Origin of the sequence: Pseudomonas panipatensis (genome assembly GCF_900099785.1) — a bacterium.
In the GTDB taxonomy this organism is placed as follows: domain Bacteria; phylum Pseudomonadota; class Gammaproteobacteria; order Pseudomonadales; family Pseudomonadaceae; genus Pseudomonas; species Pseudomonas panipatensis.
Genome location: NZ_FNDS01000005.1, coordinates 111541 through 136392, shown reverse-complemented (window position 1 = coordinate 136392; position 24852 = coordinate 111541). Strand labels below are relative to the sequence as shown.

The 24852-nt window shown below is 67.3% G+C and carries 22 protein-coding genes; 7 read left to right on the top strand and 15 right to left on the bottom strand.

The window, feature by feature from the left end; genetic code table 11:
- Nucleotides 1-183 precede the first annotated feature (183 nt).
- Both BLQ74_RS13160 and BLQ74_RS13155 read right to left on the bottom strand, forming a co-directional pair.
- A complete protein-coding gene (locus BLQ74_RS13160; RefSeq protein WP_090263032.1) occupies nt 184-1257 on the bottom strand; it encodes a fatty acid desaturase family protein in 1074 nt (357 codons plus the stop codon).
- A 19-nt stretch (nt 1258-1276) separates the two neighbouring features.
- Entirely contained in the window at nt 1277-2374 is a 1098-nt protein-coding gene (locus BLQ74_RS13155) for a ferredoxin reductase (protein ID WP_090263031.1), read from the bottom strand.
- A gap of 147 nt (nt 2375-2521) precedes the next feature.
- Here BLQ74_RS13155 and BLQ74_RS13150 point away from each other — a divergent pair, with 147 nt between their 5' ends.
- The 4 genes from BLQ74_RS13150 (at nt 2522) to ureG (ending at nt 5196) form a co-directional block, all read left to right on the top strand.
- The gene (locus BLQ74_RS13150; protein WP_090263030.1) at nt 2522-3157 is read left to right on the top strand and encodes a TetR family transcriptional regulator; all 636 of its coding nucleotides are present in this window, start codon (nt 2522-2524) and stop codon (nt 3155-3157) included.
- A 210-nt stretch (nt 3158-3367) separates the two neighbouring features.
- Nucleotides 3368-3868, top strand: a complete 501-nt coding sequence (ureE, locus tag BLQ74_RS13145) for an urease accessory protein UreE (protein WP_090263029.1) — start codon at nt 3368-3370, stop codon at nt 3866-3868.
- Nucleotides 3865-4569 carry an urease accessory protein UreF gene (locus BLQ74_RS13140; protein ID WP_090263028.1) on the top strand — a complete coding sequence of 235 codons (705 nt, stop codon included), beginning with the start codon at nt 3865-3867 and terminating at the stop codon, nt 4567-4569. The genes ureE and BLQ74_RS13140 overlap by 4 nt, the downstream gene beginning before the upstream one ends.
- 12 nt (nt 4570-4581) lie before the next feature.
- Nucleotides 4582-5196: an urease accessory protein UreG gene (gene ureG / locus BLQ74_RS13135; protein WP_090263027.1), complete on the top strand. Its 615-nt coding sequence runs from the start codon at nt 4582-4584 to the stop codon at nt 5194-5196.
- Between the two features lie 271 nt (nt 5197-5467).
- On the opposite strand, the gene BLQ74_RS13130 is transcribed toward ureG, so the two are convergent.
- The 9 genes from BLQ74_RS13130 to amaB all read right to left on the bottom strand — a co-directional run bounded on the left by BLQ74_RS13130 (nt 5468) and on the right by amaB (nt 16592).
- On the bottom strand, nt 5468-6229 hold the full coding sequence (locus tag BLQ74_RS13130; RefSeq protein ID WP_090263025.1) for an SDR family oxidoreductase: 762 nt from the start codon (nt 6227-6229) through the stop codon (nt 5468-5470).
- Nucleotides 6230-6971: 742 nt separating this feature from the next.
- A complete protein-coding gene (gene lhpI / locus BLQ74_RS13125) occupies nt 6972-7898 on the bottom strand; it encodes a bifunctional Delta(1)-pyrroline-2-carboxylate/Delta(1)-piperideine-2-carboxylate reductase (RefSeq protein ID WP_090263024.1) in 927 nt (308 codons plus the stop codon).
- 121 nt (nt 7899-8019) lie between these two features.
- A complete protein-coding gene (locus BLQ74_RS13120; protein WP_090263022.1) occupies nt 8020-8736 on the bottom strand; it encodes an ABC transporter ATP-binding protein in 717 nt (238 codons plus the stop codon).
- Complete coding sequence (locus BLQ74_RS13115; protein ID WP_090263021.1) at nt 8733-9605, bottom strand: ATP-binding cassette domain-containing protein; 873 nt, start codon at nt 9603-9605, stop codon at nt 8733-8735. The genes BLQ74_RS13120 and BLQ74_RS13115 overlap by 4 nt, the downstream gene beginning before the upstream one ends.
- Nucleotides 9602-10891, bottom strand: coding sequence for a high-affinity branched-chain amino acid ABC transporter permease LivM (gene livM, locus BLQ74_RS13110; RefSeq protein ID WP_090263020.1), 1290 nt, complete (start codon nt 10889-10891; stop codon nt 9602-9604). The genes BLQ74_RS13115 and livM overlap by 4 nt, the downstream gene beginning before the upstream one ends.
- 2 nt (nt 10892-10893) lie before the next feature.
- Entirely contained in the window at nt 10894-11808 is a 915-nt protein-coding gene (locus BLQ74_RS13105) for an ABC transporter permease subunit (RefSeq protein ID WP_090263018.1), read from the bottom strand.
- 324 nt (nt 11809-12132) lie between these two features.
- Nucleotides 12133-13269, bottom strand: a complete 1137-nt coding sequence (locus BLQ74_RS13100) for a branched-chain amino acid ABC transporter substrate-binding protein (protein ID WP_090263017.1) — start codon at nt 13267-13269, stop codon at nt 12133-12135.
- A gap of 377 nt (nt 13270-13646) precedes the next feature.
- Nucleotides 13647-14930, bottom strand: a complete 1284-nt coding sequence (amaA, locus tag BLQ74_RS13095) for an L-pipecolate oxidase (RefSeq protein WP_090263016.1) — start codon at nt 14928-14930, stop codon at nt 13647-13649.
- Nucleotides 14931-15101: 171 nt separating this feature from the next.
- Nucleotides 15102-16592 carry an L-piperidine-6-carboxylate dehydrogenase gene (gene amaB / locus BLQ74_RS13090; RefSeq protein WP_090263015.1) on the bottom strand — a complete coding sequence of 497 codons (1491 nt, stop codon included), beginning with the start codon at nt 16590-16592 and terminating at the stop codon, nt 15102-15104.
- Nucleotides 16593-16737: 145 nt separating this feature from the next.
- Here amaB and BLQ74_RS13085 point away from each other — a divergent pair, with 145 nt between their 5' ends.
- Together BLQ74_RS13085 and nadE are read left to right on the top strand one after the other, a co-directional pair.
- The gene (locus BLQ74_RS13085; RefSeq protein WP_090263014.1) at nt 16738-17634 is read left to right on the top strand and encodes a LysR substrate-binding domain-containing protein; all 897 of its coding nucleotides are present in this window, start codon (nt 16738-16740) and stop codon (nt 17632-17634) included.
- A gap of 106 nt (nt 17635-17740) precedes the next feature.
- Complete coding sequence (gene nadE, locus BLQ74_RS13080) at nt 17741-18568, top strand: ammonia-dependent NAD(+) synthetase (protein ID WP_090263013.1); 828 nt, start codon at nt 17741-17743, stop codon at nt 18566-18568.
- A 116-nt stretch (nt 18569-18684) separates the two neighbouring features.
- Here nadE and trhA read toward each other — a convergent pair whose 3' ends face one another.
- Both trhA and azu read right to left on the bottom strand, forming a co-directional pair.
- Nucleotides 18685-19317 carry a PAQR family membrane homeostasis protein TrhA gene (gene trhA / locus BLQ74_RS13075; RefSeq protein ID WP_090263012.1) on the bottom strand — a complete coding sequence of 211 codons (633 nt, stop codon included), beginning with the start codon at nt 19315-19317 and terminating at the stop codon, nt 18685-18687.
- 113 nt (nt 19318-19430) lie between these two features.
- Nucleotides 19431-19877, bottom strand: a complete 447-nt coding sequence (gene azu / locus BLQ74_RS13070; RefSeq protein ID WP_090263010.1) for an azurin — start codon at nt 19875-19877, stop codon at nt 19431-19433.
- A gap of 368 nt (nt 19878-20245) precedes the next feature.
- Between azu and BLQ74_RS13065 the strand changes: the two genes are divergently transcribed.
- Nucleotides 20246-20833 (top strand): cytokinin riboside 5'-monophosphate phosphoribohydrolase, encoded by a 588-nt coding sequence (locus BLQ74_RS13065; RefSeq protein WP_090263009.1) that lies wholly within the window; start codon nt 20246-20248, stop codon nt 20831-20833.
- Nucleotides 20834-20855: 22 nt separating this feature from the next.
- Here the strand turns inward: BLQ74_RS13065 and BLQ74_RS13060 are convergent, their stop codons facing one another.
- Nucleotides 20856-21269, bottom strand: coding sequence for a type IV pilin protein (locus BLQ74_RS13060; protein WP_090263008.1), 414 nt, complete (start codon nt 21267-21269; stop codon nt 20856-20858).
- Nucleotides 21266-24850 (bottom strand): pilus assembly protein, encoded by a 3585-nt coding sequence (locus tag BLQ74_RS13055; RefSeq protein WP_090263006.1) that lies wholly within the window; start codon nt 24848-24850, stop codon nt 21266-21268. Before BLQ74_RS13055 ends, BLQ74_RS13060 begins: the two co-directional genes overlap by 4 nt.
- Between the last annotated feature and the right edge of the window lie 2 nt (nt 24851-24852).

Below are 24852 nucleotides of genomic sequence, written 5' to 3'. Positions count from 1 at the left end.
TTACCAGCACTGTTTCATATACGAGAAAGTTTCCCCATCAGTCTTCTGCAAGATAACCCATGAGCGCTTGCACGACGGCAACTGCATACTTTCCCGGACCCGCAACGGCCGCCGGGACAGCCCATCCACATCACCAGCCTCTGCCAGCGGACAGTGCGGGCGCAGGACGTCCCGGCAGCGCTATCAGGCGTCCACGGCGCTGGGCCGCCGGTAGACCCAGATACGCCGCAACACGCTGGCGAACTGCCGCGACAGGCTCCCGCTGTTATAGGTCTGCCCATAGCGCGCGGCGATCTCGCGGACTTCGCCTGCCAATTCGGCGTAGCGACGCGCCGGCAGGTCGGGGAACAGGTGGTGTTCGATCTGGTGACTGAGGTTGCCGGTGAGGATATGCAGCAGCACGCCGCCCTCCAGGTTGCTGGAGCCACGCAACTGGCGCAGGTACCAGTGACCACGGGTTTCCCCTTCCAGCACCGAGGCCGGGAATACCGCGGCCTTCTCGGTGAAGTGGCCGCAGAAGATCACCGTGAAGGTCCACAGGTTACGCAGCAGGTTGGCCACCAGGTTGCCCACCAGCACGGCGCCAAAGGCACCGCTGAACAGCCCCAGCAGCGGGAACGCCAGGTAGTCCTTGGCCCACTGCCGGGCGACCTTGGCGTTGAACTGGCGCAGCAGCGGACGCAGTTCCTCCTTGCCCAGGCGGCCCTTGAAGTACTTGTCCAGGCGCAGGTGCTGGATGGCCACGGCGTACTGGAACAGCAGCGCCTGGAGGCTCACCCACAGCGGCTGCCAGCGATAGAAGGGCTTCCACTTCTGCTCCGGGAACAGGCGCACCAGGCCATAGCCGACGTCGTCGTCCTTGCCCAGCACATTGGTGTAGGTGTGGTGGATATGGTTGTGCGTGTGCCGCCAGAAGTCGGCCGGACCGGCGATGTCCCACTCGTACTGGCGACCGGCGAATTCCGGGTCGTTCATCCAGTCGTACTGGCCGTGCATGACGTTGTGGCCCAGTTCCATGTTCTCGAGGATCTTGCCCAACCCCAGGAGCAGGGTGCCGAGCAGCCAGGTCGGCGGGAACCAGCCGAACATCAGCAGTCCGCGGCCAATCCAGCAGCAGCCGCGCACGGCCGCGCGGACCCGGCGGATATAGCGCGCGTCGGCCGCGCCGAGGTTTTCCAGGGTGCGCAGGCGCAGGGCGTCCAGCTCGGCGCCGAAGGCGGCCAGTTCGGTGTGGGTGAGGTCGCGGTCTTCACGCATGGGTCGGGGTCCGGAACAGTCAGAGATCGAGCGTGACGTCGCCATGCGGGGCGCTGACACACAGGCGAATGGGTTGCTGCGGCTCACTGAACAGCGCGCCGCTGCGCAGATCGCGCACGCTGCCGGCGATCAGGGTGCAGGTGCAACTGGCGCAGATGCCCTGGCGGCAGCCGTGGGCCGGGCGCAGGCCGGCGGCCTCGGCCTGTTCCAGCAGGCTGCGCTGGCTGTCGCCGCGATGGCTGCTGGCGGAGCGGGCGAACTCCAGGCGAACCTCACGCCGCGCTTCGTCGGAGGCCCACACGGGGGGCGTGAAGGACTCCAGTTGCAGACTGGCGGCGCGCGGCCCCAGGGCCTCGCGCACGCGCGCGACGAATCCCGCCGGACCACACGCCAGCACATGCGCGACGGGCACGCCGTCCAGGTGCGCCTCACGGAATCGCCCGGACAATTCGCCGTCGCCCGCCGCTTCAGCGCTGATGGCCCAGCGCGGCTGGAAGTTGGGATACTGCCGGGCCAGCGCCTGCAGGTGTTCGGCGAAAGCGCGCTGGCCACGCTCGCGCACGTAGTGCAGCAAGGTCACCGGGCCGCGATAGCCCGCGCCCAGGGCTTCGCGCAGCAGGCCGAGCAACGGCGTCAGGCCGCTGCCGGCGGCCAGCAGCAATACGCCGCGCGAATCCTCCGGCCAGCGCAACGCGCCGGCCGGCTCGCCAAGCTCCAGCACGTCGCCGACGTACAACTGGCCGAGCAGCAGCGGCGAGACGCGCCCGCCCGGCTGGCGTTTCACTGCGATCGTCAGGCAACCGCCGGCGTGCTCGATCAGGCTGTAGCTACGCCCCAGGCGCACCCCGTCACGTTCGATGAACAGTTGCACATGCTGCCCCGGCAAGCCGCCGCGCCAGTTGGCATTGGGCCGCAAGCGCAGTTCGAGCATGTCGTCGGCGACCCACTGGCGCCCCTCCACGCGGGCATACACACGCGTCAGCGCCCAGGCCGGGCTCAGCCAGCGGAGCACGGCATCGACATCCGCCTCGCGCAGCCAGCCATGCCGCGCCAGGTAGCGCAGCGGGCCCAGCACAGGGCGCAGCGACCTCAGCCAGGAAAAGGGAAGAAGGGACATGGGGAGACACCAAGACAGTAAACACTTGTTCACTAAACTGGCATGACGCTCTTTTTCAGTCAACACTCGTTCACTGAAAAAGAGCGCGGCTCGCGGATTTCCCCGGCCATTTGCTAGAGTGCCTGCGCCCTTGCCTCGGAAGCCCCCATGTCCTCACCCCGCGCCGAACAGAAACAGCAGACCCGTCAGGCCCTGATGGATGCCGCGCGCGAGCTGATGGACAGTGGCCGCGGCTTCGGCAGCCTCAGCCTGCGCGAAGTGACGCGCGCCGCCGGCATAGTGCCGGCCGGCTTCTACCGGCATTTCGCCGACATGGACGAACTGGCCCTGGCACTGGTCGCCGACGTCGACGAAACCTTCCGCCAGACCTTGCGCGTGGTGCGCCGCAATGAATTCGAACTGGGCGGGGTGATCGAGGCCTCGGTACGCATCTTCCTCGACGCGGTGAGCGCCAACCGCACCCAGTTCCTCTTCCTCGCCCGCGAGCAGTACGGCGGCTCGTTGCCGATCCGCCAGGCCATCGGCGCCCTGCGCCAGCGCATCACCGACGACCTGGCCGCCGACCTGGCGCTGCTCAACAAGCTGCCGCACCTGCAGGCCGAGGACCTCGACGTGATGGCCGACCTGGTGGTGAAGACGGTGTTCGCCACCCTCCCCGAACTGATCGACCCACCGGCCGAGACACTGCCGGCGCACCTCACACCGGAAGCCAAGGTGACCCAGCAGTTGCGCTTCATCATGATCGGCGCCAAGCACTGGCTGGGCATCGGCCAGCGCGGCTGACCCCGCGGGGCGGATAACCGCGAACGCTTAGGCGTCCTACAAACCTGCCGCACCACCAGGGTGCGCACCATTTGCGTGCGCACCAGCAACGCGCACGCGGAGCATTCCTGATCGTTCGGACAGCCCGTTCAGCCCCCGTGGCTGCTGGCGCCGCCCAGGGCTGGCAAGGCCCTTGCTGTAGCTCCGCCATTGCCCCTGCCGGACACTGCCATGCTGGTCATCCACCAACGCATCGACCCCCGCGAGCGCTGGGACGCCGAACTTCACCTGAACTACGAGGCACGCAGCAAAAGCCGTCTGCGCTGTTTCAGCGGCGACGGCGAAGATGTCGGCCTGTTCCTTGAACGCGGCCAGCCGCCGCTGGCCGATGGCGACTGCCTGCTGGCCAACGACGGCCGCGTGGTGCGCGTCTGCGCGGCGGCGGAAAAGCTCATGCACGTCACGTGCGCCAGCCCGCGCGAACTGAACCGCGCCGCCTACCACCTGGGCAACCGCCATGTGGCGCTGCAAGTCGGTGAGGGCTGGCTGCGCCTGCTCGATGACTATGTGCTCAAGGCCATGCTCGACCAGCTCGGCGCCACGGTGGCAAGCATCGAAGCGCCCTTCCAGCCGGAGCACGGCGCCTACGGCGGCGGCCATCACCACTCGCACCACGGCGAGGCGGAATTCAACTACGCGCCGAAGCTGCACCAGTTCGGGGGGCGCACGTGAGCCTTCACCATGGCGGGCGCTCCGGCGCCCCCAGCGCGGGGCTCTGGCCCCTGCTGCGCCTGGCCAGCCCGCAGCTACCGATCGGCGGCTACAGCTATTCCCAGGGCCTGGAAACAGCGCTGGAACAGGGCGCTGTCCGGGATGCCGAAAGCGCCTTCGCCTGGCTCAGCGATCAACTGCAGCTGAACCTGGCGCGCTTCGAGGGTCCATTGCTGGCCGAACTGCTGCGCGCCGCCGCGCGCGGCGACTGGCCCGCGCTGGACGACGCCGCCGAGCGCCATCGCGCCAGCCGCGAAACCCGCGAGCTGGCCCAGGAAAGCCGGCAGATGGGCTTCTCCCTCGCTCAGTTGCTGGAGGCGCTGCCGGAGCTGGACCAGCCCGCCCGCGCCTGGCTCGGCAGACAGACCGAACCCAACCTCGCCGCCGCCTGGGCGCTGGCCGCCCGCGCCTGGGACCTGGACCTCGAACAGGCGCTCGGCGCCTGGCTCTGGAGCTGGCTGGAAAACCAGTTGGCGGTGCTGATGAAGGCCTTGCCGCTGGGCCAACTGGCGGCGCAGAAACTCACCTCGCGCCTGCTCCCCGAACTCGACCGGGCCTGCGCCGCCGCCCTGGCCAACGCGGCGCCCGGCAGCGCGCCCTTCGGCCTGGCGCTGGCGAGCATGGCCCACGAATCGCAATACAGCCGTCTGTTCCGTTCCTAGGAGAACCCCAGCATGAATTCCCAACCCCTGCGCGTCGGCATCGGCGGCCCGGTGGGCTCTGGCAAGACCGCCCTGACCCTGGCGCTGTGCCGCGCCCTGCGCGATCGCTACAACCTCGCCGTGGTCACCAACGACATCTACACCCAGGAAGACGCCCAGTTCCTGGTGCGCAACGAGGCCCTCGACCCGCATCGGATCATCGGCGTGGAAACCGGCGGCTGCCCGCACACGGCGATCCGCGAGGACGCCTCGATCAACCTGGAGGCGGTCGACCAGTTGAACCGGCGCTTCCCCGGCCTGGAACTGATCCTGGTGGAGTCCGGCGGCGACAACCTGTCGGCCACCTTCAGCCCGGAACTGTCCGACCTGACCCTGTACGTGATCGACGTTTCCGCCGGCGACAAGATCCCGCGCAAGGGCGGTCCGGGCATCTGCAAGTCCGACCTGCTGGTGATCAACAAGATCGACCTGGCGCCCATGGTCGGCGCCTCGCTGGAGGTGATGGATCAGGACGCGCGGAAAATGCGCGGCGAGCGGCCGTTCGTGTTCAGCAACCAGAAGACCGGCCAGGGCCTCGACCAGATCATCGCCTTCATCGAGCGCCAGGGCCTGCTCGGCGCCGCCTGACGCGCCGGGGCCCCGCAAGGCGCGATCGCCAAGGAGCCTCGCCTGTCCGTGGGCAAAGCCCTCTGGGCCCTGGCGCGGTTCCTCACCCCGTCCAAGAAAGATCGAGGATCGTCACCGGCGGATAAAGCGTGCCGCTTCATTCGCCCTACGCCCCCCACGTAGGATGGCGTTGAGCGAAGCGATACCCATCGGCTTCTCGCAGCGCATGGGTTCGGCGAACTCAGCCCATGGCGAATGAAGCGCTGTGCGCGGCCAGGCCGGAATGCCCGGCTCAGCCCTTGCGGTGCACCGAGAAGCCGGCCCAGGCCTGGCTGGCCGGCATGATTTCCAGGCTGTTGATGTTGATGTGCGGCGGCTGGGTCATGATCCAGTAGATGGTCTCGGCGATGTCTTCCGGCTGCAGCGCCTCGGCGCCGGCATAGGTCTTGTCGTAGCGCGCCTGGTCGCCGCCGAAGCGCACCAGGGAGAATTCGCTTTCGCACAGTCCCGGTTCCAGGTTGCTGACGCGCACGCCGGTGCCTTGCAAGTCGCAGCGCAGGTTCAGCGAGAACTGTTCGACGAAGGCCTTGGTCGCGCCGTACACGTGGCTGCCCGGGTACGGCCACTGCCCGGCCACGGAGCCGAGGTTGAGGATGCTCGCGCCACGCCCATGGGCGATCAGCCGTGGCAGCAGCAGGCGGGTGCAGTACATCAGGCCCTTGATGTTGGTATCGACCATGGTGTCCCAGTCGTCGAGGTCGCAGTTCTGCGCGGGCTCGGCGCCCAGCGCCAGGCCGGCGTTGTTGATCAGCCCGCGCAGGCGCTGGAAGCTGGCCGGCAGGCCGTCCACGGCGCGGCTCACGGCGGCGCGGTCGCGCACGTCGAGAACCAGCGGCAGAACCTCGGTCTGCGCCGACAGCTCCTTGGCCAGCGCCTGCAGGCGCTCCTCGCGGCGGCCGGTGATCACCAGCGACCAGCCCTCGCGGGCGAAACGACGTGCGCAGGCTTCGCCGAAGCCGGATGTGGCGCCGGTGATGAACAGGGTGGAAGTCATGGCCATTTCCTATGCAATGAAGCCAGCGGCCACGGAGCAAGGTCGGCGGCCGTCTGTCTGGCGAGGTGTCTGTCAGAGCCGAGAATAACAGCCCACCCCAGGGCGATCGCATAACAGTGGCGCCGGACAACACCCGCACAGTTGCATGGGCCGCTCCAGCGCTGGCTTCCGGGCACTTCTGCGCAGCTTCCCCACAGGCTTATCCACAGCTTGTGCAAGGCCTGTTTGCCGGCTCCTGGCCAACCGCCCGTGCGCCGCTGCGAATAAAGCGCCCAAGGATTACGCAGCCTCGGAGGTCATTGAACAAAAATCGAGCGAATGCCTGGGCATGGCGCGGGCAGCGGCCTGCCGGCGCTTTCCCCCATGTTTTCCACAGGCCGCTCAACAGACGCCGGGGATAAGCCGGACACGGCCCGTAGCAGCGCACCAGCGTCGCCTGACTGAAAAACCGCGCCAGGCGCCTTGAGCAAAAATCACCCGCTTGCGCCGAGGCCGCGCGGCGTCTGCCTCAGGCGCGTCTTTCCCAGGCTTATCCACAGTTCTTCCAACAGTTTCCGGGGACAAGCCAGCGCTTCCACGGAAAACCCCGCGCGTGCGCTAACTGTCTGTCCATACAGGGAATTAGCGGCGCTGGCGAAAAAACCGGCGAGCCTCTGCAAGCGCGCTGCGCTGGCGGCTGCAGCACTCTGCCCAAGGCTTATCCACAACTTGATCCACTGTTTCGCTGGACAACTTTGCGCGCTTACTGCCCCACCAGCAGGCGCGCCGCGATCAGGTCTTCCAGGGCATAGCCGACCGATTTGAACAGGGTGATTTCCGCTGCGTCCTGACGCCACCCGCGGCCCTGCAGCAGATCGCTGAGCTGGGTGTGGATATCCGCCTCGCCGATCACCCCTTCGGCCATCGGGATCAGCAGGTCGCCGGCCTCTTCCAGCGCGCCCTCGCGGGTATCGACGACGATACGCGCGCGGCGCACGGCCTCGCTGTCGGTTTCGCGCATGCTCGGCAGGAAGGCGCCGACCAGGTCGAGGTGAGTGCCGGGACGCAGCCACTCGCCGAGCACCAGCGGCTCGCGCGAAGTGGTCACGCAACTGATGGTGTCTGCCTGCTGCACGCCTTCGCGCAGCTCGGCACAGGCGCGTACCGGGTAGCCCTCGGCGCGCAGGCGCTCGACCAGGGCGGCGACCTTGTCCGCCTGGCGCCCCCAGATGGCGATGTCGCGGTAGCCGCGCACCACGCCATGGGCACGCACCATGTGCGCCGCCAGGGTGCCGCTGCCGACCACCAGCAGGCGCTCGGCATCGGTCCGGGCCAGATGGTCGGCGGCCAGCGCCGAAGTGCAGGCGGTGCGCCGGGCGGTCAGCTCGGACGCCTCCAGCATCGCCAGCGGCCGGCCGTTCTCGCCATCGAACAGGCAGAACAGCGCGGCCACCGCCGGCAGGCCCTTGGCGCCGTTGCCGGGGAACACGGTGACCAGCTTGACGCCGATGTCCTGCCCCGGCCGCCACACCGGCATGGTCAGCAGCGTGGCGTTTTCCGGCAGCGCATGGCAGCCGCGCACCGGCGCCTCGCAGGCACTCGCCAGGCCCTGGCGCAGGGCCTCGATCAGTTGTGGATAAGCCAGGCGTTCGGCGACGTCGGCATTGGTGAGGAAACGAACGTCCTGCATGGGGACCTCTGGCAATGGGGTTCAGCGCACGGCGAGCCCGCTCCGCGAGGAAGAGGGCCCGCCATGGCATCAGGCGCAAGGCTGGAAGCGGCCGCTCACACCCAGGGCGTGAGCGGCTGGGTCAATGCCCGCCCAGATAGGCGTCACGCACTTCCTGGTTGCCGAGCAGTTCGGCGCCGCTGCCGCTCAGGCGGATCTCGCCGTTGACCATCACATAGCCACGGTCGGAGAGCCGCAGCGCGTGGTTGGCGTTCTGCTCGACGAGGAACAGGGTCATGCCGCTTTGCGCCAGTTCGCGGAGGATCTGGAAGATCTGCTTGACCACGATGGGCGCCAGGCCCAGCGAGGGTTCGTCGAGCAGCAGCAGCTTCGGCCGGCTCATCAGCGCGCGGGCGATGGCGAGCATCTGCTGCTCGCCGCCGGACATGGTCATGGCGCGCTGATTGCGCCGCTCCTTCAGGCGCGGGAAGAGGTCGAACATGTGCTGCATGTCTTCCTGCGCGTGCGCCATGCCGACCGGGATGGTGCCCATCAGCAGGTTCTCTTCCACCGTCATGTCGGGGAACACCCGCCGGCCTTCCGGCGACTGCGCGATGCCGTTGGAGGCGACGTAATGCGCCGAACGCCGGGCGATGTCCTCGCCGCGGTAGAGGATATGCCCGGCCGCCGCGCGCGGCTGCCCGAAGATCGACATCAACAGGGTCGACTTGCCGGCGCCGTTGGCGCCGATCAGCGCCACCGTCTCGCCTTCGTTGACCACCAGAGAAACCTTCTTCAGCGCCTGGATCGGCCCGTAGAAAACATCCACTTCACGGAATTCCAGCATTGGCGCCGTCATGCGAGCTCCTCTTCGTCTGCGCCGAGGTAGGCGGCGATCACTTTCTCGTTATGGCGAATCTCCGCCGGCAGGCCACGGGCGATCACGTCACCGTGGTCGAGCACGATGATGTGGTCGGAGATGTTCATGACCATGCCCATGTCGTGCTCGATGAGCAGCACGGTGATGCCATGGTGGTCGCGCAGGAAGCGGATGATCCGCGACAGCGCCTGGGTCTCGGCCGGGTTGAGGCCCGCCGCCGGTTCGTCCAGGCAGATGATTTCCGGCCGCGTGCACATGGCCCGGGCGATTTCCAGGCGGCGCTGCTGGCCGTAGGACATCTCGCCGGCCAGGCGGTTGGCGCAATCCACCAGATCGACCACTTCCAGCCAGTAGAAGGCGTGGTCCAGCGCCTCGTTTTCGGCGCGGCGGTAGCCGGGGGTATTGAGGATGCCGGCGACGAGGTTGCGGTTGACCCACATGTGCTGGGCCACCAGCAGGTTCTCCACCACCGACATGTCGCGGAACAGGCGGATGTTCTGGAAGGTCCGCGCCAGGCCGGCGCGGTTCACCAGGTGGGTGCCGCCGAACATTTTGTAGTACAGGCGGCTGCCGAACTGCGCCGGGTTGACGAAGTCGCCAGCCTCGAACGGCTGGCCGAGCACCTTGATGACGTCGGTGGGCGAGCCCTGGGTATTGAGCAGGATCTGCCCGCCGGTGGCCTTGTAGAAGCCGGTCAGGCAGTTGAACACCGTGGTCTTGCCGGCGCCGTTGGGGCCGATCAGCGCGGTGATCGAGTGGCGCTCGACATCCAGGTTGACGTCGTTGAGCGCCTTGATGCCGCCGAAGTGCATCATCAGGTGCTCGACGCTGAGAATCTTGTCGCTCATGGCGCCACCCCCTTGCGTACGGCGAAACCACTGCGGCTGATGCGGATCAGTCCGCGCGGCCGCCAGATCATCATCAGCACCATGAGGATGCCGAACATCAGCACCCGGTAGTCGGCGAAGCTGCGCAGCAACTCCGGGGTCACGGTGAGAACGAACGCGGCGATCACCACGCCGACCGTCGAGCCCATGCCGCCGAGCACCACGATGGCGAGGATCAGCGCCGACTCGAAGAAGGTGAACGACGACGGGTTGACGAAGCCCTGGTAGCTAGCGAAGAACACCCCGGCCAGGCCGGCGGTGGAGGCGCCGAGCATGAACGCCGAGAGCTTCACCAGCACGTGGTTCAGGCCCATGGCGCGGCACGCCACCTCGTCCTCGCGCAGCGCTTCCCAGGCGCGCCCGACCGGCATGCGGGTCAGGCGGTGCTTGATGTAGAGCACCAGCAGCACCACCAGGAACAGCACGATGTAGATGAACAGGAACTTGAAGTTCTGGTTGTACTCGACACCGAGGAACTCATGGATGGGCGTGCCGCCCTCCTTGGCGCGCTTGCCGAACTCCAGGCCGAAGAAGGTCGGCGACGGCACCGGCATGCCGTTCGGGCCACCGGTGAAGGACAGCCAGTTGTTGAGGATCAGGCGGATGATCTCACCGAAGCCGAGGGTGACGATCGCCAGGTAGTCGCCATGCATCCGCAACACCGGGAAGCCGAGCAAGGCACCGGCCATCGCCGCGCTGAGCGCCGCCAGCGGCAGCACCGTCCAGAAGCCCAGGCCGAGGTAGTGGTACCCCAGGGCCAGGCCGTAGGCGCCGATGGCGTAGAAGGCCACGTAGCCGAGGTCGAGCAGGCCGGCCAGGCCGACCACGATGTTCAGGCCCAGGCCCAGCAGCACGTAGATCAGGCCGAGGATGACCACGGTCAGCAGGTACTTGTTGGCGAAGAACGGGAAGACCACGGCAATGGCGATCACCAGCGGGATGATCCAGCGCAACTGGGACTTGTAGCCCGGCGGCAGCACGCTGATGCCGGAGTCGGAGCTGTCGAAGCGATCGAGCACGCGCAGGCCGCTGGTGGTCTGCAGGAACAGACTCAGCAGCAGGCGGCCGAGCATCACCGCGCCGATCATCCAGGCCAGGCGCACGGGTTGCAGGTTGAAGCTGTAGCCATCGAGCACCACACCGACGATGGGGCCGAAGACGATGAGAGCGATCAGGCCGGCGAGAACGGTGTCCAGCAGGCTCTTCTTCAGGTTGAGGCGCGGGGCGGAAGCGCTTGCGGAAGTCATGCTCACACCTTTGCCACCTGGGGCCGGCCCAGGAGTCCTTGCGGTCGGAAAATCAGGATCATCACCAGCAGCGAGAAGGAGAACACGTCCTTGAAGTCGGTGTTCACCATGCCGGAGAACTGCGCCTCGGCGACGCCGAGGATGAGGCCGCCGAGCATCGCCCCGGGGAGCGAGCCGATGCCGCCGAGCACCGCGGCGGTGAAGGCCTTGATGCCGATGATGAAGCCGGCATAGAAGTCGAAGGTGCCGTAGTTCATGGTGATCAGCACGCCGGCCAGTGCGGCCATGGCGGCGCCGATGACGAACACGTAGGAGATCACCCGGTCGGTGTTGATGCCGAGGATCGAAGCCATCTTGCGGTCCTGCTGGGTGGCGCGGCACATGCGGCCGAGCTTGGTGTGCTGGATCACATAGGTGAGCACGGCCATGCCGACGAAGGAGGCGATCAGGATGAACAGTTTGGCGTAGGTGAGCTGCACGAAGCCGCTACCGATGTGCAGCTTGAAGGCGCCGTCGAGCAGGGTCGGCACGCCTTGCTGGCGCGGGCCCTGGGCCAGTTGCACGTAGTTCTGCAGGATCAGCGACATGCCGATGGCGGAGATCAGCGGCGCCAGGCGCGTGGAGTTGCGCAGCGGCTTGTAGGCGATGCGCTCGATGGTCCAGCCATAGATGCCGGTGACCACGATGGTGAAGATCAGGGTGCCGAGAATCAGCAGCGGGAAGGATTCCAGGCCGAAGAAGGCCAGCAGCGCCAGGCCGATGGCCGAAAGGTAGGCGGAGATCATGTACACCTCGCCATGGGCGAAGTTGATCATGCCGATGATGCCGTAAACCATGGTGTAGCCAATGGCGATCAGGCCATAGACCGACCCGAGGGTCAGCCCGTTGATCATTTGCTGGAGAAAAATACCGTCCACGATTGGGTACTCACGCAAACAGGGCAGGAAAGGCGGACGTACCGGCGGCGGACCGGCTCGTGACCAGTGCCGGACGGACGTCGACCTGCGGAGATGCCGACGCCGCTCGTGGCGACGCCGACGGGTAGTGCGCCAGACGCATGACCGCGCTTCAGGACCGGCAGCGCGAGGCCGCACGGCAGGGAACGGGAAGCACCGCTGAACAGCCCAGGGGCATGACCGTTCAGGCGGGCGTCGGCGGGGCGGCACGGGAGAACGCCCGCCCCAGTCCGATTCCAGTCCCGCTGCCGCATGGCCGGCACGCGCCGGACCATCGGGTGGCGGTTACTTCTTGAACGCGTCCAGCTGGTGGTACTTGCCCTTTTCGTCCCACTGATAGACGACATAGTCGGAGACTTTCAGGTCGCCCTTCTGGTCCCATTCCTTCTTGCCCATCACGGTCTGCACCGGGTGCGACTTCAGCCACTTGGAAGCGGCGGCAGGGTCGGTCTTGCCGGCGCCGTTGAAGGCCGCCGCCAGGGCCTGCAGCGAGGCGTAGGCATACAGGGTGTAGCCTTCCGGCTCGAAGCCGCTGGCGCGGAACTTGTCGACCACGGCCTTGCCGTCGGGGATCAGGCGCGGGTCGGCGCCGAAGGTCATGAGCACGCCGTTGACGTACTGCGCGCCACCGGCGGTGGTGACCAGTTCGTCGGTGACGATGCCGTCGTCGGACATGAACTTGGCGGTCAGGCCCTGTTCACGCATCTGCCGCACCAGCGGGCCGGCTTCCGGGTGCAGGCCGCCGAAGTAGACGACCTCGGCGCCGGAGGCGCGGATCTTGGTGACCAGGGCGTTGAAGTCCTTCTCGCCACGGGTCAGGCCTTCGTAGAGGACTTCCTTGACGCCGCGCTTGTTCAGCTGCGCCTTGGTGGCGTCGGCCAGGCCCTGACCGTAGGTGTCCTTGTCATGGATGATGGCGACCTTCTTGGCCTTGAGCACGTCGACGATGTAGTCGCCGGCAACGATGCCCTGCTGGTCGTCGCGACCGCACATGCGGAACATGCCGGCAAGACCGCGCTCGGTCACCGCCGGGTTGGTCGAGCCGGGGGTGATGGCGATGATGCCGGCCTCGTCATAGACCTCGGACGCGGGGATGGTCGAGGACGAGCAGAAGTGCCCGACCACACCAACCGCCTTGTCCTGGTCGACCAGGCGGTTGGCCACGGCCACGGCCTGCTTCGGCTCGCAGGCGTCGTCCGCCTTCACCAGCTTGATCTTCTCGCCGTTGATGCCGCCAGCGGCATTGATGTCTTCGGCGGCCTGACTCGCCCCACGCCAGTACTGCTCGCCGAAGGACGCATTCGCCCCGGTATGCGGACCGGCGACCCCGATTACAACGTCAGCCTCGACAAAGGAAGAAACGCCCAGCGCCGTGGTTACCGCGAGGGCCAGAAAGCCTTTTCTGAAAATCTTCTGCGACATGGAGTTTTGCTCCTGAGGTTTTTGTGATGACGCTCGAACAACAGATGTTGGCGAATTACCAACAGCAAGCCGCGTGCCATTCGTTTTTGTTATTAGCAAAGTCCTACAGCAAAACCAGCCAAGGCTGGGAGAAATCAGCTGCGGAGACGTGCAACCCATCGAAAACAAAAGGTGCAACCCTCCAAAAGAAAAGGCGCAACCGATCCTCCTGAGGGCCGACGCTTACCGGCAGCAACAGGCGCAACCCCAAGGTAACCATCACTGTCACCGTTCTGCACACCCACGGTGCGAGACACTTGGGGTAACGCACCAAAACAGGCTAGACCAAAGTCCGCGAGCTCACCGCCGCCCGACGTGTGGGCGAACGGCCCGCGCCCTCAGATCACCACCCGCAGGCATTGCCCGGCGTGGTACAGGGAAAAACCCGCTTCATAGAGGCAACTGCGCAGCCCCACGGCGGAGATCTCCTCCATCGGCCGCAGCGGCATGGGCAGCGCGGACGCCTCGCCACGCAACAGGAAATCGGCGAAGGCCTTGCCGACCACGGTGCCAGTGGTCACGCCACGGCCGTTGTAGCCGCTCATGGCGAGCAGGCCGGGCGCCGGCTCGAAGAGGCGCATCAGGTGATCGGGGGTGAAGTCGATGCAGCCGGTCCAGGTGAACTCCCACTCCAGCTTGCCCAGGCGCGGGAAGTAATGCTGCTGAACGCGATCGGCCCAGCTCTTGAGGAACCAGGCCGGCTTGCCGGTGCCCTTGCCCAGGCTGCCGAGCAACAGGCGCCCGTCGGCGTCGCGGCGGATGCTGCTGAGCACCTGGCGGGTGTCCCAGGAGCCCTGCCCGCCGGGCAGGATGCGCGCGGCCTCGGCGCCCTCCAGCGGGCGCGAGGCGACCTGATAGTAGTAACCGGGGAAGAAGGTGCGGCGCAGTTGCGTCCACTCGCCCTCGGTATAGGCGCTGGAAGCGATCACCACCTTCTGCGCCAGCACGCTGCCGGCGGCGGTGAGCACCCGCCAGGCATCGCCTTCGCGCTGCAGGCCGGTGACCGCCGACTGGTGGTAAAGCTCGCCGCCCAGGCCCACGACCGCCCGCGCCAGGCCACTGACGTAGGCCATGGGGTTGAGGGTGCCGGCACGCCGATCGAGCAAGGCCCCGGCGATCTTCTCGGTGCCGCAGGCCTCGGCGCAAGCCGCGCCGGTGAGCAGTTCAACTGGTGCGCCACGCCGCTGCCATTGCGCGCAGCGGCTGCGCAGGTCATCCAGGCCGCGCTGGTTGTGCGCCATGTGCAGGGTGCCTTCGCGGCGCGCCTGGCACGCGATGCCGTGGCTGTCGATCAGCGAGAAGACCAGCGATGGCGCCGCACCGAGCATGCGGTTGAGGCGTCCGCCGACCTCCGCGCCGAGTCCGGCCTCGATCTCGTCCGGCGGAATCCACAGGCCCGCGTTGACCAGGCCGACGTTGCGCCCGGAGCCGCCATGCCCGGTGGCATGGGCCTCCAGCACGCAGACGCGCTGGTTTTCCTGGAGCAGGTGGAGGGCCGCGGAGAGCCCGGTGAAGCCGGCGCCGATGACGCACACGTCGACCTTGCGTTCCCCTTGCAACGACGGCGCCTGGGGCCGCTCGGGGGTCAGGTATTCCCACAGACATTCTTGGCGAAGCGACATCCAGCGATCCTTATGCGTGAATCTTGTGAATGGCAGTGCCGGAGCGGCCGGCGATGGGTGTCGCTGCGCTCGACCCATCCTACGAAAGGGTGAATGTTCTTGTTCTTCGGGGTGCCGCGACGGCGGCCCGAGGGGCTCCCGCTGGCGCGGGAACCCGCTCGGCACGCTCGATCAATCGAACACTATCCCTTGCGCCAGCGGCAACTCGCGCGAGTAGTTCACGGTATTGGTCTGCCGCCGCATATAGGCCTTCCAGGCATCCGAGCCGGACTCGCGGCCACCGCCGGTTTCCTTCTCGCCGCCGAAGGCGCCGCCGATCTCTGCGCCGCTCGGGCCGATGTTAACGTTGGCGATACCGCAGTCGCTGCCCAGCGCCGACATGAAGCGCTCGGCCTCGCGCACATCGGTGGTGAACACGCAGGACGACAGGCCTTGCGGCACGGCATTGTTCAGCGCCACGGCCTCGTCGAACTCGCGGTAGGGAATCACGTAGAGAATGGGCGCGAAGGTTTCATGGCGCACCACCTCGCTCTGCTCGGGCATCTCGACGATGGCCGGAGAGACGTAATAGGCGTTGGGGAATTCGCGCTGCAACTGACGCTCGCCGCCGAACACCACGCCGCCTTCGCCACGGGCCTGCTCCAGGGCGCCCTGCATGGCCAGGAAGCTGCGCTCGTCGATCAGCGGGCCGACCAGATTGCCTTGCAGCGGATGGCCGATGCGCACCTTCGAGTAGGCGGCCTTGAGACGCGCGACGATTTCATCCTTCACCGACTCGTGGGCGATCAGCCGGCGCAGGGTGGTGCAGCGCTGCCCGGCGGTGCCGACGGCGCTGAACAGGATGGCGCGCACGGCCATGTCCAGGTCGGCGCTGGGGGCCAGGATCATGGCGTTGTTGCCGCCCAGTTCGAGGATGCTGCGGGCGAAGCGCGCCGCCACGCGCGGACCGACTTCGCGGCCCATGCGGGTGCTGCCGGTGGCGCTGACCAGGGCCACGCGCGGATCGTCGACCAGGGCCTCGCCAGCGGCGCGATCACCGATCACCACCTGGCTGAGGTGTGCCGGGGCGTCGCCGAAACGTGCCAGGGCGCGCTCGAACAGGGCCTGGCAGGCCAGTGCGGTGAGCGGCGTCTTTTCCGACGGCTTCCACACCACCGGGTTGCCGCAGACCAGCGCCAGGGCGGTGTTCCACGACCACACGGCGACCGGGAAGTTGAAGGCGCTGATCACCCCTACCACGCCCAGCGGCTGCCAGGTCTCACGCATATGGTGGCCGGGGCGCTCGGAGGCGATGGTCAGGCCGTAGAGTTGACGCGAGAGGCCGACGGCGAAGTCGCAGATGTCGATCATTTCCTGCACTTCGCCGAGGCCTTCCTGGGTGATCTTGCCGGCCTCCCAGGACACCAGTTCGCCCAGCTCGGCCTTGAACGCCCGCAGCTCTTCGCCGAACAACCGCACCAGCTCGCCACGGCGCGGCGCCGGCACCGCGCGCCAGGCCTCGAAGGCGCTCGCCGCGCGGCCGATCTTCTGCTCCACCTCGGCGGCGCTTTCCAGGCGCACCGCGCCCAGGCGGCTGCCGTCGATGGGGCTGTGGATGACGTGTTCGCCGTTACCGTAGAGCTGGGAATCGACGCCCAGCTTGCCGAGCAGAGAGGAAATCATGCGCACTCCTGTTTGATGCGGTTAAGCCCTTGGAATGCAAGCAGTAATAACCGGCTTGCCGGCGAGCAACAAACGACGTTTCCTATGCACATCATTCCGTAAATTCATGCGAACCCTGTACAGGGCTCTTCGGATCGAAACCGCGATGCTGAACAAACGCCACCTGCCCTCCATGACCGCCCTACAGTGCTTCGAAGCCGTGGCCCGCCACCTGAGCTTCACCCGCGCCTCGGAGGAGCTGAACCTGACCCAGAGCGCGGTGAGCAAGCAGGTCGCCCAGCTCGAGGAAATGCTCCAGCACCTGCTGTTCCGCCGCGTTCGCCGGCGCCTCCAACTGACCCCGGCGGGCGACCTGTACCTGCAGGAAGTGCGCAAGATCCTCGCCCAGGTCGAGCTGTCCACCCAGTACCTGCTGTCCTACGGCGGCGAGACCGAGGTGCTGCGCGTGGCCACCCCGCCGACCTTCGGCGCGCGCTGGCTGATCCCGCAGCTCAACGGCTGGCGCCACCGCCATCCGAACATTCACCTGGACCTGCGCCAGGAACTGGAACCGGTCGATCTGCTGCAATCGCGCTGCGACATCGCGTTCTTCTTCGGCCCCGGCACCCTGCCCGGCGCCGAGTGCCTGCGCCTGTTCGGCGAAGAGGTGGTACCGGTGTGCGCGCCGGACATTCTGCCCGCGCAGCCACTGAGCGACCCGCTGCAACTGGTTGACCTGGTGCTGCTGCAGAACGCCACCCGCCCGGAGGCCTGGCATGAATGGTTCGCCAGCCTCGACCGGCGCAGCGAACAGAGCTTCCACGGGCCGCGCTTCGACACCTTCTATATGTGCATCCGCGCGGCCCAGGCCGGCTGTGGCGTGGCACTGTTGCCACGCTTCCTGGTCGAGGAAGAGCTGCAGGAAGGCAAGCTGGTGATCGCCTGGCCGCATGCCTTGCCGAGCAGCAGCGGCTATTACCTGGCCTACCCCGAGCACGCCGCGGCCGTCCCCAAGGTACGCGCCTTCGTCGAATGGATCGGCGAACGCCTCGGGCAGGACTGAAGCGGCGGCGCGGGAGAGAAATTTGCATCGACCCGGCGCGCCCGAGACTGGTATTTTTTTCGCGTCCGGCAGGCGCCGACCTTCCCCCAGATGATTCGAGGACCCCATGAAAGCCATCCAAGACGCCATCGCCAGCGAGCTGAACGTGCAACCGCCCTTCGAGGGGCCGGAGCAGGTACAGGCGGAAATCCAGCGGCGCATCCGTTTCATCCAGGATTGCCTGCGCGAATCCGGCATGAAGACCCTGGTGCTGGGCATCAGCGGCGGCGTCGACTCGCTGACCGCCGGCATGCTCTGCCAGCGCGCCGTCGAAGGCCTGCGTGCCGAGACCGGCAACCCCGACTACCGCTTCATCGCCGTGCGCCTGCCGTACAACGTGCAGGGCGACGAGGCCGACGCCCAGGCCTCGGTGGACTGCATCGCCCCGGATGAACGTCACACAGTGAACATCGGCCCGGCGGTCCAGGCCCTGGCCGAACAGACCCGCGCCCTCGACGGCCTGCCGCCGGCCACCGCCGACTTCGCCCTGGGCAACACCAAGGCGCGCATGCGCATGGTCGCCCAGTACACCATCGCCAATGCCCGCCAGGGCCTGGTGGTCGGCACCGACCACAGCGCCGAGGCGGTGATGGGCTTCTTCACCAAGTTCGGTGACGGCGCCTGCGACATCGCCCCGCTGACCGGCCTGGTGAAGAACCAGGTGCGGACCATCGCGCGCACCCTCGGCGCGCCGGAAAACCTGGTCGAGAAAGTCCCCACCGCCGACCTCGAAGACCTCGCTCCGGGCAAGCCGGACGAGCACGCCCATGGCGTCACCTACCAGGAGATCGATGCCTTCCTGCATGGCAAGCCGGTGAGCGAGGAAGCCTTCGCCATTATCCAGCGCACCTTCGAGAAGACCCGGCACAAGCGCGAATTGCCGAAGGTGCCCTGAGTCCGGCCCCCGCCGGCGACAGCGATGGTGGGGATGCCTGGCGCGTGACTGGAATTCGCGCGCCAGGTGAGCTGCCGCACGGCATGAAGCGGATGCCGCCGTCGGCGTTGGCTGCGCTACGCCAAAGGCGCCGGAATGACGTAGAACCACACGGCGATGAAGTGCAGCAGGCTGCCGGCGATGACGAACAGGTGCCAGATGCCGTGCCAATGGCGGAAGCGGCTGTCGTAGGCGAAGAAGATGATGCCGATGGTATAGAAGGCGCCGCCGCCCACCAGCCAACTGAAACCGGCCCCGCCCAGGGCGCGGTACAGCGGCCCCACGGCAATCAGTACGATCCAGCCCATCACCGCGTAGATGACGATGGACAGCACCCGCGCCTCGGAGCGCGGCTTGATCTCCTGGGCCATGCCGATCACCGCCATGCTCCAGACGATGCCGAACAGCGTCCAGCCCCAGGCGCCCTTCAGGGACACCAGGCAGAACGGCGTATAGCTGCCGGCGATCAAGAGGTAGATCGACAGGTGATCGAGCTTGCGCATGATCGCCTTGGCCCGCCCTCGCACGCTGTGGTACGCGGTGGATATGCTGTAGAGCAGCAGCAGCGTCGATCCGTAGACAGCGACGCTGATGATCTTCAGCGTTTCCCCGACCAGGCTGGTCGCCACCAGCAGCCAGATGCTACCGACCAGCGCCAGCACGGCGCCGACCAGATGCGTCCAGGCATTGAAACGTTCCCCGTGATACATGCACCGCCCCTCTGCTTTCCCGGTCACGCCACCATACCGGCAGCCGTACCCTTGGGAAAAGGTAGAACGAAAAAGCCCGGCAGCAAGCCGGGCTCTTCTGGAACACGCCGACCCTACTTGAGTTCGAGAGTGCCCTTCATCATCGCCGCGTGTCCCGGGAAGCTGCAGAAGAACATGTACTGCTCGCCCGCCTTGAGCTTGGACACGTCGAAGCTCACCGAGTCACTTTCGCCAGCGCCAATGATCTTGGTGTGGGCAATCACTCGGGCATCGCCTTCTTTCAGGTAGTTCTTGTCCAGGCCGGCGGCCATGCCATCGGTGATGACGCCCTGCATGTCGGCAGCGGTGGTCAGCACCCAGTTGTGGCCCATGACGTTCTTCGCCAGCGAGCCGGGGTGCGACAGGTTGACGGTGAAGGTCTTGCAGCTCTTGTCGACGCTGATCGCATTGGTGCTGAACTGCATCTGGTCGTTGCCCTGGACATCCACGGAGCACTCAGCGGCCAACAAGGGGGCACTGATCAGGCCGAGCAGGGTTACAGCAGCGAGTTTGGAAAACATACGAGCCTCCAAGGCAGGTTGGGCAGGAAATCCACATCCGGAGCCTGCCCGAACCTCGGGCAGGGGCTCCTGATCCACGTCAATCGGCGCCGGTGGCGCCATCGTCATAGCACGTCGGATTTCTATCAGGCTGATCCGAACATTCAACGAGGCAAAACAGCGCGCCCCCTCCAGCATAGACCGCCCCCGCCGCTACCGGAGAACAGCGCCATGAACCTTTCCCTGCTGCTGCAAGACCTGCTCGCCAGCTATGCCCAAGGCGCCAGCGGCGCCTGCCCCGGCGCGGCGGGCTGAGCGCGCGCCAGGCTTGGTGCGTTCCGCCGCAGCCGTTACCCTGTGGGCCCGCTGTCCGATACGGAGTTCCCTCGATGACCCTGCGTTCCGTCTGCGTATTCTGCGGCGCCAGCCCCGGTGCCAGCCCCATCTACCGTGACGCGGCCGAAGCCCTCGGCCGCCACCTCGCCGAGCGCGGCCTGCGCCTGGTCTACGGGGGCGGCGCGGTCGGCCTGATGGGCCTGGTCGCCGACGCGGCGCTGGCCGCCGGCGGCGAAGTCATCGGCATCATCCCGCAGAGCCTGAAAGACGCCGAGATCGGCCACACGGGCCTGAGCCGCCTGGAGGTGGTCGACGGCATGCACGCACGCAAGGCACGCATGGCCGAACTGAGCGACGCCTTCATCGCCCTGCCCGGCGGCCTCGGCACCCTGGAGGAACTGTTCGAGGTCTGGACCTGGGGCCAGCTCGGCTACCACGCCAAACCGCTGGGCTTGCTGGAAGTGAACGGTTTCTACGATCCGTTGCTGAATTTCCTCGATCACCTGGTACAGGAGCGCTTCGTGCGCCCGCAACACCGCGAGATGCTGCAACGCGCCGCCACCCCGGCGCAGTTGCTCGACGCCCTCGACGCCTGGAAGCCGCTGGCCGCGCCGAAATGGGTGGATCGCACGCCGACCTGAGCGGCGCGCGCAAGGGCGCACGCTAGCGCCAGCACTCCGCCACCGCGCCGCCCGGCCCTCGCTCGCCCAGTGCATTGAGCGTCAGGTCTCCGCAGCGCGGGTCGGGGCGCTGCGGCGTGGCGGTGAGCAGGAAGCCGCCATCGCCGGCGCTGCCCGGGCGGATCGTCAGACGGTACTTGCCGGTCGCCGAGACCCCGCTCAGGCCCAAGCGGGCCAGTTCATCGTTGCCGACCACATAACGGTGGTTCTGCGCGAAATGCCGCTCCTGGCGGGCCGCCGTCTCGTACAGCATGGCCTGCCCTTCGGCACGGCTGGCCCGTTGCACGTAGTGCTGATACGCAGGGTAGGCAATGCTGGCGAAGATGCCGACGATCACCAGCACGATCAGCATTTCCAGCAGGGAAAAGCCGCCATGGCGGCGCGGCGCACGGTTCATTCTCCGTTCTCCATGACACGCCAGCTCTGCCGGCCCGGGCGAATGCCATCGAAGAAGCGCAGGCTTTCCTCGGCGCCAGAGACCACGCCCAGGCCACTCTCGCCCTCGAAGCCGATGGCGAAGCCAGCGGGAGCGGAAGGAAACTCGACAGCGACGACCCGCTCGCGCTCGACACGGTCCCGTTCGTCGATCAGGCCATCGCGGTTGCGGTCCAGCGCGTCCTGCTGCGGTGCGCCACCGGTGCTCGGGTTGAGCGCCAGCAGCCAGCTGTTCAGGCCATCGGCGCAGGGATCGGCATTCGGCGTCAGGGTGCTGACCAGCAGCAGCCGGCCACTGCCGACGGGATCGGCGACGATCCGCTCACCCTGTCCTGGCAGATCCACATACCAGCCGTAGTGCCTGATCCTGGCATTCGGGCCGCTGCCGTCATACCAGAGCGGCGGACGCCCGCTCAGCGTGCGCGCCGCGCGACCATCGCTGCGCGCCTCGACGAGCGTCTGCCGTTGCAGGTCGTCGCGCTCGATGGGCGGCGGCGCCAGGGTCGTCACGCCCGCCGTGTGCGGGTCCCAGATGCCGTAGAGGCTCATGCGCCGGGCCGCATCGAGCTGGGCATCGGCGGGCTCGAAATATTTGCCCGTGCCGAACAGCGCCAGCAGGCCATTGCCGGTCGGATGGCGAATCAGCCAGGGCGCACTAGTGATCGGCTGTAGCGCACCATCATCGGCCCTGGCGACGAACAGTGGGCGGCCACCGAAGGCAACGCGGAAGTCCTCGGCTGTCGCGCTATTGGCGCCGCCGAAGGGCTGCTCGGACGTGCCATTGAACAGGTCGAAACGCCAGAGGTGACCGCGCAGGTCGCCCGCGTAGGCGTAGTCGACAATGCCGTCGCCATCGATGTCCACCGCCCGGGGGCTGGACAGGCCGTTGGCGCCAGGCTGGCGCTCGGCGAGCGGAATCGACTTGATCAAGCGGCCGTCGGCGATATCGATGATCAGCAGCGCGGCGACATCCCGCTGGCTGTCGTAGCCATTGGCGGCCAGCAGCGCCCAGCGGCCATTGTGCAGACGCACGATGACCGGCCGCGGCAGGCCGTAGCCGAGGTCGGCGTAGTCGCCACCGGCATCGATCTCCCAGAGCAAGGAGGGACTGGCCGGCGCACTGATATCCAGGGCGAACAGCCCGCGGCCACCGGCACCGAGGCTGCCGACCAGCACCGTGTGCCAGTCGCCGTCGAAGAAGACGTCCTCGCTGACCAGCGGCCCGTCGACGAAGTAGCGGTGCCGGGCGGCGCCGTAGCCCGGATCGGCGAGTCGGTAAAGCTCGGCGAGCAGCGCGCTCGGGACGAACGCGAAGACCTCCTCGCCGCTGGCCGCATCAAAGGCATGCAGCATGCCGTCGTTGGCGCCGACGTAAATCATCGCCGGCCGATGCGCCCGCGCCGCCTTGAACTCGCTGTAGGAGCGCTCGCTGGCGCTCAACCCGCCTTTGTGCGGACTTTCCAACCGGTCCAGGAGTTGCGCCCCGCGCGCGGGCGCCGCGACCAGCAAGGGCGAGGAGTTGACGATATCGCCAAGCAGCCCGGCGCGCGGGCGAAACAGCGTGCCCTCGTCAGCCCGCGCACCGCGCAGGTAGTCCAGCCGGCGCTTGCCCCAGCCGTCGAGCGTACCGTCCAGGCGGCGGTTGAATGCAACCCGTTGCGCGGCGCTCAGGTTACTCCAGGCCAGGTCGATCAACGCGCCATCGGCGCCCCGCATCAGGATGCGCCGGGACTCACGGCGTTCGTCGAGCAGCGCCGTGGCGCTCCACAGCCGTTCCTGGGGCTCAGACGACGCGCCCTGGCGGTACTTGCTCAGGTCGCCGCTCCAGTCCTGGCTGGAGAAGGAGGCGACGTAGCGGTAGCGCTCCCCGCGCGCGTCGGATGGCACGAACTGCAGTGCCGGGCGGCTGGCGGACGCCCGGCTGCTGGCAATGCGCGACAGCAGCCCGGCCAGGGCTTCGGCCAATTGCTGCGGATCGACGACGCTGAAGAATTCGCCACGCCCGTTGAGCGCCGCATGCCACAGGTCATAGACGTTGTCCGGGCGGCCCGCGGCAGCCTCGGGCCAGGCGACGTCCCCCGACGCCAGCGCCGCGTAGCCGGGCCCGGAGAAAGTGCCGCCTCCCCACTGCGGCTGCACCAGTGAACGGCCGGGAGCCATGCCCACGGTGAAGGTCACCAGGTGCTGCCAAGTCGCCGGATCGTTGCGCGGGTCCCAGTACTGCCGGCCGGCATCGGCTTGCGGCGCGCGGATATGCGGTTTCAGCCTGTCGGCCAGGGCCGGCTGGGCATCGCTCGCCCAGTACTGAAAGGCCAGATCGGCGAGGGTGCCATCGGCCGCATCGCGAAATGGCGGGCGCGGCTGGTAGCGCGTGCGGTCCGGCAGGCTCAAGGCGCTGCCGTCCAGATTGCCGAGCGACGCGCCGCCGGCGTTCCACAGGCCATCGCTCATCATCAGGTGGAAGCTGGGGCGGCAGGCGTATCTCGGCTCGCGTGTGGCGCCGGGTTCGAGGTCATAGGCCGGACTGCGCTCGCCGCTGATGAAGCGGCCGGCACGCTCCAGTGCCGCAGGCAAAGGGCTGTCCCCCGTGTAGGCGAGATCGCCCAGCCAGGCGAAGAAGTTCGCGCGCTGCTCGGCGGAGAAGCGGCGGAACAGGTTGCCGCCCCGCTGGGCGTTGCCGTTGCACGCGCCGGCGCTGTCGAGCTCGCCACAGCGATGCAGGTCCTGCCAGGTGAAGCGTATGGACTCCGGCAGGCCGCTGAAGGCGAGATTGGCCGCGCTCTGCATGGCCAGGGCGCGATTGCGGTAGAAGGCGTACCAGATGGCGAAGTTCTGCCGCTCGTCGCCACCGCCGGGGTCGGAATTCTCGGAGACCGTCACCAGTCGATAGCAGTCGTCGTTCTGCGCCGTGCAGCCCGCCGCCAGCGCGGGATCGTAGAGATAGTAATAGGCCGCGACGCCGGCGCGGGTCATGTCGTGCCAGCCACCCCCACGGAAGTCGGCGGCGGGATTTTCCGCCAGATACCGCAGGCTGCCCATCGGCCGGGCGTAGCGGCTGGCCGCGTCGTAGTCGCGGTCCTGGCCGCGGGCTGGATCGTATTCCCAGGCCACCCGGTAGTCGCTGCTCAGATCCAGGGTGCCGCGCGCGCTGTTGAAGCCGTTGACGTAGACCCGGGTGAAATCGAAGCCCTCGCCGGCGCTGACCGGGTAATCGCTGCTGAGCAGCTCGCCATTGCGAAACAGGATGCGCTTCGGCACCCGGTAATGGATGGCCGGGTCGTAATACAGCGGGTTGAAGCTCGCCGCCTTCACCCGGCGTGTATCGCGCAGGGCGTCGTCGGCGTAGCCCAAGGCATCGGGAACGAAAGCCCGCTTCATGCTGTTCGAGCTGTCCAGCGTGAGGATCAGGTTCGGCGCGAGCGACGGGCTGAGGATCAGCGGCTGCTGCGCCATGTTCAATTGCGCGGCGCGCGCAGCCTCGTTCTCGGCGATGAAGAGGCCGGCAGCCAGGACACAACAATTCACGGGGAATGAAGACTTCATCG

What these genes read in the sequence shown, in the direction of transcription:
- BLQ74_RS13130 (WP_090263025.1), bottom strand. Translation starts at nt 6,229, where the DNA reads ATGACTTCCACCCTGTTCATCACCGGCGCCACATCCGGCTTCGGCGAA.
- livM (WP_090263020.1), bottom strand. Translation starts at nt 10,891, where the DNA reads ATGACTTCCGCAAGCGCTTCCGCCCCGCGCCTCAACCTGAAGAAGAGC.
- BLQ74_RS13160 (WP_090263032.1), bottom strand. Translation starts at nt 1,257, where the DNA reads ATGCGTGAAGACCGCGACCTCACCCACACCGAACTGGCCGCCTTCGGC.
- BLQ74_RS13065 (WP_090263009.1), top strand. Translation starts at nt 20,246, where the DNA reads ATGACCCTGCGTTCCGTCTGCGTATTCTGCGGCGCCAGCCCCGGTGCC.
- amaA (WP_090263016.1), bottom strand. Translation starts at nt 14,930, where the DNA reads ATGTCGCTTCGCCAAGAATGTCTGTGGGAATACCTGACCCCCGAGCGG.
- BLQ74_RS13150 (WP_090263030.1), top strand. Translation starts at nt 2,522, where the DNA reads ATGTCCTCACCCCGCGCCGAACAGAAACAGCAGACCCGTCAGGCCCTG.
- trhA (WP_090263012.1), bottom strand. Translation starts at nt 19,317, where the DNA reads ATGTATCACGGGGAACGTTTCAATGCCTGGACGCATCTGGTCGGCGCC.
- BLQ74_RS13115 (WP_090263021.1), bottom strand. Translation starts at nt 9,605, where the DNA reads ATGAGCGACAAGATTCTCAGCGTCGAGCACCTGATGATGCACTTCGGC.
- azu (WP_090263010.1), bottom strand. Translation starts at nt 19,877, where the DNA reads ATGTTTTCCAAACTCGCTGCTGTAACCCTGCTCGGCCTGATCAGTGCC.
- BLQ74_RS13055 (WP_090263006.1), bottom strand. Translation starts at nt 24,850, where the DNA reads ATGAAGTCTTCATTCCCCGTGAATTGTTGTGTCCTGGCTGCCGGCCTC.
- ureE (WP_090263029.1), top strand. Translation starts at nt 3,368, where the DNA reads ATGCTGGTCATCCACCAACGCATCGACCCCCGCGAGCGCTGGGACGCC.
- BLQ74_RS13060 (WP_090263008.1), bottom strand. Translation starts at nt 21,269, where the DNA reads ATGAACCGTGCGCCGCGCCGCCATGGCGGCTTTTCCCTGCTGGAAATG.
- lhpI (WP_090263024.1), bottom strand. Translation starts at nt 7,898, where the DNA reads ATGCAGGACGTTCGTTTCCTCACCAATGCCGACGTCGCCGAACGCCTG.
- BLQ74_RS13155 (WP_090263031.1), bottom strand. Translation starts at nt 2,374, where the DNA reads ATGTCCCTTCTTCCCTTTTCCTGGCTGAGGTCGCTGCGCCCTGTGCTG.
- BLQ74_RS13085 (WP_090263014.1), top strand. Translation starts at nt 16,738, where the DNA reads ATGCTGAACAAACGCCACCTGCCCTCCATGACCGCCCTACAGTGCTTC.
- amaB (WP_090263015.1), bottom strand. Translation starts at nt 16,592, where the DNA reads ATGATTTCCTCTCTGCTCGGCAAGCTGGGCGTCGATTCCCAGCTCTAC.
- BLQ74_RS13100 (WP_090263017.1), bottom strand. Translation starts at nt 13,269, where the DNA reads ATGTCGCAGAAGATTTTCAGAAAAGGCTTTCTGGCCCTCGCGGTAACC.
- nadE (WP_090263013.1), top strand. Translation starts at nt 17,741, where the DNA reads ATGAAAGCCATCCAAGACGCCATCGCCAGCGAGCTGAACGTGCAACCG.
- ureG (WP_090263027.1), top strand. Translation starts at nt 4,582, where the DNA reads ATGAATTCCCAACCCCTGCGCGTCGGCATCGGCGGCCCGGTGGGCTCT.
- BLQ74_RS13120 (WP_090263022.1), bottom strand. Translation starts at nt 8,736, where the DNA reads ATGACGGCGCCAATGCTGGAATTCCGTGAAGTGGATGTTTTCTACGGG.